The organism is Lelliottia sp. (assembly GCF_045627565.1).
Lineage (GTDB): Bacteria > Pseudomonadota > Gammaproteobacteria > Enterobacterales > Enterobacteriaceae > Enterobacter.
On sequence record NZ_JAZQNX010000023.1, the window covers coordinates 166,699 to 175,327 of the forward strand.

Consider the following 8,629-nt stretch of genomic DNA (forward strand, 5'->3'; position numbering starts at 1 on the left):
TAAGAACGACAAAATCTGGAAATACTTTCCAGTCACTGACTATTTTTATCTTATGGCAATTTCTGTATCAGCATCGAAGAAATGGCTTTTATCCATTTCAAACTGAATTGCCAGATTATCCCCAGAACGATAATCCTGTATTGTGCCTGCGCGAAGCACTAACTCGTTACCTCCGACATTGGCATAAAGCATAAACTCCGCGCCTGTGAGCTCGGCCACGCTCACTTTCGCATGTATAACGGTTGCGCACTCTTGCGCGGTTATTATATTTTCAGGCCGAATACCTAACACGACAGCTTTTCGCTGATAGCCCATCATATTAAGCGTCATGAGTTTTTCTTGGGGTATTTCGAGGCGCAACGTTTCGGTGACGAAATAGTCGCCATCTATTGCACCACGAATAAAGTTCATGGCTGGCGAGCCAATAAACCCTGCAACAAACATATTGGCCGGTTCGTTATACACCTCCTTTGGTGCCCCCACCTGCTGAATAATCCCGTCCTTCATAATCACGATACGTGTCGCCATCGTCATGGCTTCGGTCTGATCGTGCGTCACGTAAATCATGGTGGTATTCAGTTTCTGATGAAGCTTGCTAATTTCTGCCCGCATCTGCACGCGTAGCTTCGCGTCAAGGTTTGACAGCGGCTCATCCATCAGAAACACGCCCGCTTCCCGCACGATGGCACGACCCAGTGCCACACGCTGGCGCTGACCACCAGAAAGCGCGCCCGGCTTGCGCTTCAGATAGTCACGTAGTCCCAGTATTTGCGCGGCCCAGCTGACGCGCTCCTCAATCACTTTCGGCACGATCTTTTGCATTTTGAGGCCAAACGCCATGTTGTCGTAAACCGTCATGTGCGGGTACAGCGCGTAGTTCTGAAAAACCATGGCGATATCACGCGCCTTAGCGGGAACATCATTCATCACCACATCCCCGATCGTCAGTTCGCCTGCGCTAATCTCTTCGAGACCGGCAATCATGCGTAACGTTGTGGATTTTCCGCAGCCTGATGGCCCGACAAAAACGATAAATTCTTTGTCAGCAATTTCGAGGCAAAAATCCTTCACCACATGAACCTGGTTATCATAGATTTTGTGGATATGTTTTAGAGATAGCTGAGCCATTTGGTCCCCTTATAAGCACACATGTGGGCCACGTTTCGCGTCCCAGAAATCGGACAAACGCTGCCAGGTCAATTCATCCGTTGAAGAGAGTTTTAAACCGGCATCGGTGAGATCATCTCCGATGCCGACAGAGAGCATTCCAGCGGCATTGATGGCCTCAATGCCCGCCTGTGCGTCTTCAATACCCATTGCCTGTGCCGGACTGATATCTAAACCCCGACAAGCTGAGAGAAAGATCTCTGGATGGGGTTTCGAGTGCTGGATGAGTGAAGCATCCGCGCAAAAATCAAAAGCATGAGTAATGCCAAGCGATGCAAGAATCGCCGGGGCATTGAGCGATACGGAGGCCAGCCCAATGCGCACATTGGCGGCCCGTATATCGGCAAGAATTCGTGCAATTCCCGGTAAAAGAGAACCGCTGTTTAGCCCGCGTAGAGACTGCACATAGAGCTCATTTTTGGCCAACGCCAGTCGATAGCACTCCTCGTGGCTAAAGGTATTTTCCAGCCCGCCATGACGCAAAATTCGCTTTAGCGAATCCATACGGCTGATTCCCTTTAGTCCAGCGTTAAAGCTTTCATCAATCGTGATACCTATTCTTGCCGCCACTTCCCGCCATGCAAGGAAGTGCAGGTGAGCCGTATCGGTTATGACCCCATCCAAATCAAAAATGATGGCCTTGAGCATCATGCCTCCCCGCGAGTGGTAGCGGTCCCATGAGCGGCTAAATAAAAGTCATCCACTGTGAACGTATGGCTATCTAAAATCGTCAACGTTTTGCCCCACACCGTCAGCGTGACGGGTTCGGTTGTGTTAACCATCAGAGTTTGATTTTCAACAATGATATTCAGATGGGCAGTCCGCCATTTAAGGGGGAATTGCAGCCGTTGCCATTGGCCTGGCAAACGCGGTGAAAGATGCAATTCACCATCAACGATCGTTACCCCAGCGAATCCCTGAATAACGCCTGACCAGATAGCGCCTGTTGCCGCAGCATGTATGCCGTCATCAGAGCTATGCGCATCACCGCCTAAATCAATGGCCGCGCCCTCTCGCCAGAACTGATAAGCGCTGGCGACTTCCCCGCTGCGGGCAGCCACAATGCCATGGACCGACTGACTCAGTGAAGAATCGTGAATAGTCAGGGGCTCGTAATAAGCCAGATTCGCCAAACATTGTGAGTGCGTAAACTTCTCAGGCAGCAAATAGGTGAGCATGACAACATCTGCCTGTTTAAGGATTTGCATCTCATTGACTTCCGTGCGCGAGTAGTCGAGCAAAATGGTTTGCTTGCCTGCTGTGTGTTTATAGCGACTCAGATTAATTGCAGGCTTGCTCATGAACGTATCGTCCTGCGGAATGACACCGGCTTGATTTGACGCAGGCAGCCACAATCTTTCCAGGAAGTTCTGTGCCGCCTGCTCGAATCGTTCATCTTTGCGTTCAAAATGACGCATTAGCTGCAGCGCATGTGCGACGTTATGCCATGCCATATAATTGGTATAGGCATTGTTATTCACGTGTTCGGTATATTCATCGGGCCCGATAACATCATGAATTTCCAGACGACCGTTAATGTCGATCGCGCGAGCAATCCAGAAGGTCGCGGTTTCGATAAGAAGCGTGAGTCCTTCGTTGCGCATGAAAGCGCTGTCGTGAGTGGCTTGCCAGTAAGCCACTACCGCCCAGGCGATATCCGCCACGATATGGTGTTCCGCCAGAGCAGAGGCCACTTTCTGCCTGACACCGGTTCTGATGTTGATAGCCGCAAACTCAGGCGTCTCTTCCTGCCCGTTGCTGGCACTTTCCCAGGGGAACAGTGCACCGGACAATCCATTACAGCGTGCTTTTTCACGCGCTCCGGATAGATTTAGCCAGCGGTATCGCAGTAAATGACGCGCGTTTTGTGGAGAAGTAAACAGATAGAACGGCATCAGGAATATCTCGGTATCCCAGAAAATATGCCCTTTGTATCCTTCTCCAGTCAGGCCCTTAGCCCCGATGCTGCACCGTTCATCCTGTGCTGGCATCATGGTATTCAGGTGCCACACCGCGTAATCCAGTGCGAGCTGGTCCTCTGGATGTTTAGAGCACACCGTGACGCGACTGGCTTGCCAGAGATTTTCCCAGGCACAGGCCGTCATTTCCAATAATGCGTCATATCCTTTGGCCGCATGTGCCGTCAGATCGCGCAGATTGTTTCGCGCAAATGACGCCTGCGAGAGTGTTTTATCGCTTCGGTGCGTGACCCAAACTATTTTCTCAAATGTAACCTTTTGCCCCTCTTCGACCTCAAAAGAGTGATGGCAATTTAACCGCCGGTTTTTCGCTGTAAACCAGCTTTCACTTTCTGTATCCAACTGACAGCGTGCCGAGATGACCACTTCCGCTGCGCGATCCTGAGTTTCATACACGCCCTGAATATATTGCTGATCGAACACCCGAACTGAGACCTCATCCAGATGCTGTCTGCCACTATTCGTTTGCGTCGCGTCAATCCCCGTCGATAGACGCATCTGCGCTGAGCCATCAAGCGGGGTGACGGAAAATTGCAACGCAATAAGTGACAGCTGATCCATCGAGACAAAGCGGCGGCTGCTAATCCGATATCTTTTCCCTTTTGATGAGCGCCAGACTACGCTGCGACGGAGTTCACCACTAGCAAATGCCAGCTCCCGCTCCCATCGCAAAACTTCCCCACTTACCAGCGTAAAATTCTCGCCATCGAGATACAGTTCGAGACCTAAAACATCGGGCAAATTCACCAGTTCATTTGTCTCATTGCGCCCCGCACGATGATACAACCCCGCCAGATACATACCTCGCGTTTGCTGCGTGTAATGCTCTTCGTGGGTGGCACGTACACCGAGATAGCCGTTGCCACAGCACATAATTGAGGCGTATTTGTTGAGCCTTTCTGGGTCAAATGTTGATTCGTTGAGAACGGAAAGGTTTAGCATAACGCCACCCTCTCCCGTTTTTCCGATGACTCATACAGCGCCGCGACCAGCTGTTGAATAACCAGTCCCTGCTCCGCATCGGCGATCATGACGGGTTCCCCCTGAACATGACGAACAAACGCATCCATGCTGCGAATATGCCGCTGCTCATCAGCTTCATCGCGTTGGAGAAGAGTGTGCAGTTCTCCGCCAACATCGTTATAAATATGTGCCGGGAACAGTGTCGCCCCTGCTTTATCACCGCAGAAGGAGACATTCATGATCGATTGCTCACGAATATTGAGCGCAAACGAGGTCTCGAGGCGCAGTATCCCGCCGTTGCAGAACTCAATCGTGCCGAAAAGTGCATCTTCTACGGTATAGGTTTTGGGATCCCATTCCCCAAACTGACCGCTGCTCTTCGTTGTTCCCAGCCGTTGAAAGCTGTGTGCCGTGACGTATTTCACTTTCGGAAATCCCAGGACATACATCGCGGCATCCAGCATGTGAATACCGATATCAATCAGCGGCCCCCCCCCCTGTAAGGCTTTGTTCGTGAAAACACCCCAGCCGGGGACACCGCAACGTCTCAATGCCAGGGCATTGGTGACATAAATCTCACCGAATGTGCCGCTCTGCACCGCATTACGCAGTAATTGCGTATCCTGTGCGAAACGATGATGAAAATCATACGCCAGCACTTTTCCCGCTTTTCGAGCAGCCAGACGCATTTCATCAGCCTGTTTGGGATTCACGGCGGGGGGTTTTTCGCACATCACATGACAGCCTGCCTCCAGGGCTGCCATGACGTGCTCAAAGTGAAAGCGGTTCGGCGAGCAAACGCTAACGATGTCTGGCGTCGCCTCACGCAACAGGGTTTGTAGATCTTGATATGCCTTTTTTATTCCATGCCGATTAGCAAACGCCTTCGCGTGATCCAGGTGGCTGTCCAGGACAGCCACCATTTGCAGATCGTTTCGCGTGGCGTAATACGAGGCATGCACTTTATCGGCAACTTGCCCGGCACCGATAATGGCGACGCGCAGCGGCGAAGGTGTTAAAGCACTCATCACGCTCGCCATCCTTAGCAATCGCGTAAATAGTTCAATGAATCTTGATACGCCTGCGCCGGGTTTCCGGCGCGAACGCGACACTCATAAACCACAAAGCCCTGATAATTATCCGCCCGTAACTGGGTGAATAACGTTGCGAAATCGAGGGCTCCACTGCCTGGCTGATAACGATGATTGTCGGCAATGTGCACATGACCAAGCAGATCCCTGTGGGTATGTAGCGCTTCAGTCAATGAATCTTCTTCGATATTCATATGATAGAAATCACCGATGATTTTGACATGTCTGAGATCATTCTCTTCGATGTAACGGCGCGCATCAGCCAGGGTATTGATCATATGATCCTGGTAGCGGTTCAGCGGCTCAAGGTAAACGGTTGTTCCAGTCCGGGCCGCTACCGCATCCAGCCAACGCAGTGAAGCGCTCACTGCTTTACGATCGCCTTCAAGACTGCGTGGAGAAGTCATTGGAGGTAGTCGAAACGTAAACATACCCCAGGCCGCTGGGACAACAATCCCCTTACCTCCCACTTCACTCAGCGCTTGCAGAATCCGTTCGATTTGCTGTAAGCCATTCAGGCGACGTTCTTCTATGAAATCACCGATCCACCCTTCGTAACCGCCACATGCCGTTGTTACCGGCAGGCCAGTTGCTTTTATTGCGGCTTTGACTTCAGCCAGATTCTCCACCAGCAACTTGCCATCAATTTCATAACCATCAAAACCCATTGCTTTGATGTATTTGAATTTTTCAAGAATCGTTGTTGGAAAAAATGCCTGGTTTTGCGTTGCAATTTTCATTTTCAGCTCTCCATAGCTTAAAAAGTGACGCCCATTTTGATGCTCAGCTCGGGGTGTTGATCAACATACTTCATGTAGCTTTCTGCACTGGTCTCAAAACTGACCACCGGATCGATAAAATCTTCGCAGTTGAGATAGCCGTTCATCAGCAATTCCCAACATGTTTCTTCAATGCGCTTGCGGCTCCAGCGCGGATAGTCAGGATTTGGCTCACTACAGGCGCGAGAAAAAACGATCTTCGCGTTGTTGAAATGGGCTTCACGCCCCAGGTTGAAACCTTCAGAGAAGGGTTTAGCGAAGGCGACGTAAGAGATTGTTCCACCATAGGCGAGTCCGCGTAACGCCGATTGCAGCGCATCGGCGAAACCGCTGGTTTCGATAATGACATCAGCGCCCTGCTTGCCAGTCAGCTGTTTAATCTCCTGCCCCACGTCTCTGCCTATTGGATTTATGCAGAAGTCAGCACCATGACGACGGGCAATGAAGCTGCGGTGTTCGATAGGATCGACACCAATCACAATCGACGCCCCGGCTTTTTTTGCCAGTTGGATCGCTATTTGGCCTATCGCCCCTAATCCCACCACCACGACAAAATCACCGACGCGCACATTGGCATCGCGCACGCCGCTCATCGCGAATTGTGCCGGGTCGTAGCAGACCGCATTTTTCCACGAGGCGCCCTCTGGCATTTTGCGCAATTTGTAATTGTTAACGGCGTTGACAATCACCGTCTCCTGCAACGGGCCATAGCAGCAGACTGAATCACCACGTTGATACTCAGTAACCTCGTCACCGCACTCAATGATTTCACCGACGATCATGTTGCCCAACTGGAATTTGCCAAACTCTATTCCGCGAGCGGAACCCTCAGCGCGAGGCGCAAACATTTGCCATTCGGTATTGAACTCCTCATCGATAAACGGGCTTGCAGCGCGAAAATCGACCACTTCCGTGCCATGTTTTGGCGCACCGAAACGAGCTCTAATTTTGACTTCATTCGCTGCGACTGCGCGATCCTCATAGGGCATGAGCATTGCCACGCGGGGCGCTGTTGCGACTAACTTTTTCATCACTGACTCCTTGTTAAAAATGACCGTCCTTAGCCCTTTACGCCACCGGCGGTCAAACCACTTTTAATGAAACGTTCGGAAAGCGCATACATGATGACAACCGGCAATGCCGTCACCAGCGATGCTGCCATCATCCGTCCCCAGATATAGTCTGGGGTGCTGAAGAGCGTGTTAAGCCCTACCGGCAACGTAAAGTTGCTGGCACTTGAGAGGAAAATTGATGCAAAGAGATAGTCGTTCCACGCCACCATGAAACAATACACAAACACCGATACCAGCCCGGAGATGGCGAGTGGAACCGTAATACGGAAGATGATTTGTAAACGGTTTAAACCGTCCATCATGGCAGCTTCTTCGATCTCGTCTGGAATGGTGTCGAAGTAGCTTTTGAGCATGAAAACCGCAGTGGGTAAGGTTTGCGTGACCATTGTCATAACCAGCGCCATTTCCGTGTCGTAAATACCGAGGGCGGTAATGATTTTGAACAGCGGTACCACCAGCAAGATACCCGAGAACATGTACACGGTATAAAAACTGGCATTAATGGTCATACGCCCTTTGAAGCGAAGTTTTGAGAGTGCATAGGCACCCAGCGTTCCCAAAAAAACGGCGATCGCGGATGAACTCAACGAAACCACTAAACTGTTTCTGAAATAATCCACAAACGGGAAAATCATAGGATTAAAAATGTCGACGTAATGTTGCAGCGTCCATGCCTGCGGCAGAATCGTCGGGTGTAACGAGATAGCCTCTTTCGCACTCTTGAACGACGTCATCAACATGACGAAAAACGGGAATAACGTCACGACCAGAAAGAGCACCAGCCCGGCATAAAATCCGATACGGTTTAATACGCGTTTATTTGTTGCCATGGAGATTTACCCTTTTTCTGGTCAACAGAATGACGGCGAAAATAATCACAAATAGCACCACCGAAATAGCAGCGGCTTTTCCAAGGTCGTTGAAAGCAAAAGCCGTTTTGTAGAGATAAACACCCAAAATATCGACGCGGGTTGTCAGGAGATAGACATCTGCAAACATGTAGAACATCCAGATGGTTCGTAGCGTTATCACTGTTGCCAGTACGGGCATAATGGCGGGCAGCGTCACTATCCGAAATCGCTGCCATGCGCTCGCACCATCCATTTCTGCCGCTTCATAAAGGGACTTGTCGATGGTCTGTAAAATCGCCAGGAAAGAGATAAATGCGTACGGGAAATAGCGCCATATCGCGAACAGCACCACCAACACAAAACTGCTGCCCGAATTGTCAAACCACAACGGGGCATGGTCGTACAGATGCAACATGTCAACGCCGAGATAATTCACGATGCCGTAGCCATTGTTGAACATGTATTTCCACGCAAAAACGAGCGATATCGACGGCGTTACGTATGAAAGGATCATCAACGAACGCGCTGTTTTACGCAGCCGAAACTCACGGTTAAAGAAAATCGCAACGGTAAGTCCCAGTCCCGTACTCCCTGTTACCACCCACGCCGTATACCAGAAAGTCATCCACAATGAATGCCAGAACGCGGGATCGCTCAAGATGCGAATATAGTTACTGAACCCCACAAACGTTGCGTTGACACGCGGGTTAAGCGGTAATCGTAAAA

The 8,629-nt window shown here is 50.5% G+C and carries 8 protein-coding genes; all 8 read right to left on the reverse strand.

Annotated features, from left to right (window positions below):
• Positions 1–45: 45 nt before the first annotated feature.
• The gene (locus tag ACKI5T_RS13035; RefSeq protein WP_407437960.1) at positions 46–1,128 is read right to left on the reverse strand and encodes an ABC transporter ATP-binding protein; all 1,083 of its coding nucleotides are present in this window, start codon (positions 1,126–1,128) and stop codon (positions 46–48) included.
• A 9-nt stretch (positions 1,129–1,137) separates the two neighbouring features.
• Positions 1,138–1,818, reverse strand: coding sequence for a beta-phosphoglucomutase (gene pgmB, locus ACKI5T_RS13040; RefSeq protein WP_407437961.1), 681 nt, complete (start codon positions 1,816–1,818; stop codon positions 1,138–1,140).
• Positions 1,815–4,088: a glycoside hydrolase family 65 protein gene (locus ACKI5T_RS13045; protein ID WP_407437962.1), complete on the reverse strand. Its 2,274-nt coding sequence runs from the start codon at positions 4,086–4,088 to the stop codon at positions 1,815–1,817. The genes pgmB and ACKI5T_RS13045 overlap by 4 nt, the downstream gene beginning before the upstream one ends.
• Positions 4,082–5,140, reverse strand: coding sequence for a Gfo/Idh/MocA family protein (locus ACKI5T_RS13050; RefSeq protein WP_407437964.1), 1,059 nt, complete (start codon positions 5,138–5,140; stop codon positions 4,082–4,084). The genes ACKI5T_RS13045 and ACKI5T_RS13050 overlap by 7 nt, the downstream gene beginning before the upstream one ends.
• Positions 5,141–5,151: 11 nt before the next feature.
• Positions 5,152–5,940, reverse strand: coding sequence for a sugar phosphate isomerase/epimerase family protein (locus ACKI5T_RS13055; RefSeq protein ID WP_407437966.1), 789 nt, complete (start codon positions 5,938–5,940; stop codon positions 5,152–5,154).
• A gap of 17 nt (positions 5,941–5,957) precedes the next feature.
• Positions 5,958–7,010 carry a zinc-binding alcohol dehydrogenase gene (locus tag ACKI5T_RS13060; protein ID WP_407437967.1) on the reverse strand — a complete coding sequence of 351 codons (1,053 nt, stop codon included), beginning with the start codon at positions 7,008–7,010 and terminating at the stop codon, positions 5,958–5,960.
• Between the two features lie 29 nt (positions 7,011–7,039).
• Positions 7,040–7,882, reverse strand: a complete 843-nt coding sequence (locus ACKI5T_RS13065) for a carbohydrate ABC transporter permease (RefSeq protein ID WP_407437969.1) — start codon at positions 7,880–7,882, stop codon at positions 7,040–7,042.
• The coding region (locus ACKI5T_RS13070; RefSeq protein ID WP_407437971.1) for a carbohydrate ABC transporter permease at positions 7,869–8,629 on the reverse strand (761 nt) is incomplete at its 5' end. The genes ACKI5T_RS13065 and ACKI5T_RS13070, both read right to left, overlap by 14 nt.

What these genes read in the sequence shown, in the direction of transcription:
- ACKI5T_RS13035 (WP_407437960.1), bottom strand. Translation starts at nt 1,128, where the DNA reads ATGGCTCAGCTATCTCTAAAACATATCCACAAAATCTATGATAACCAG.
- pgmB (WP_407437961.1), bottom strand. Translation starts at nt 1,818, where the DNA reads ATGATGCTCAAGGCCATCATTTTTGATTTGGATGGGGTCATAACCGAT.
- ACKI5T_RS13045 (WP_407437962.1), bottom strand. Translation starts at nt 4,088, where the DNA reads ATGCTAAACCTTTCCGTTCTCAACGAATCAACATTTGACCCAGAAAGG.
- ACKI5T_RS13055 (WP_407437966.1), bottom strand. Translation starts at nt 5,940, where the DNA reads ATGAAAATTGCAACGCAAAACCAGGCATTTTTTCCAACAACGATTCTT.
- ACKI5T_RS13060 (WP_407437967.1), bottom strand. Translation starts at nt 7,010, where the DNA reads ATGAAAAAGTTAGTCGCAACAGCGCCCCGCGTGGCAATGCTCATGCCC.
- ACKI5T_RS13065 (WP_407437969.1), bottom strand. Translation starts at nt 7,882, where the DNA reads ATGGCAACAAATAAACGCGTATTAAACCGTATCGGATTTTATGCCGGG.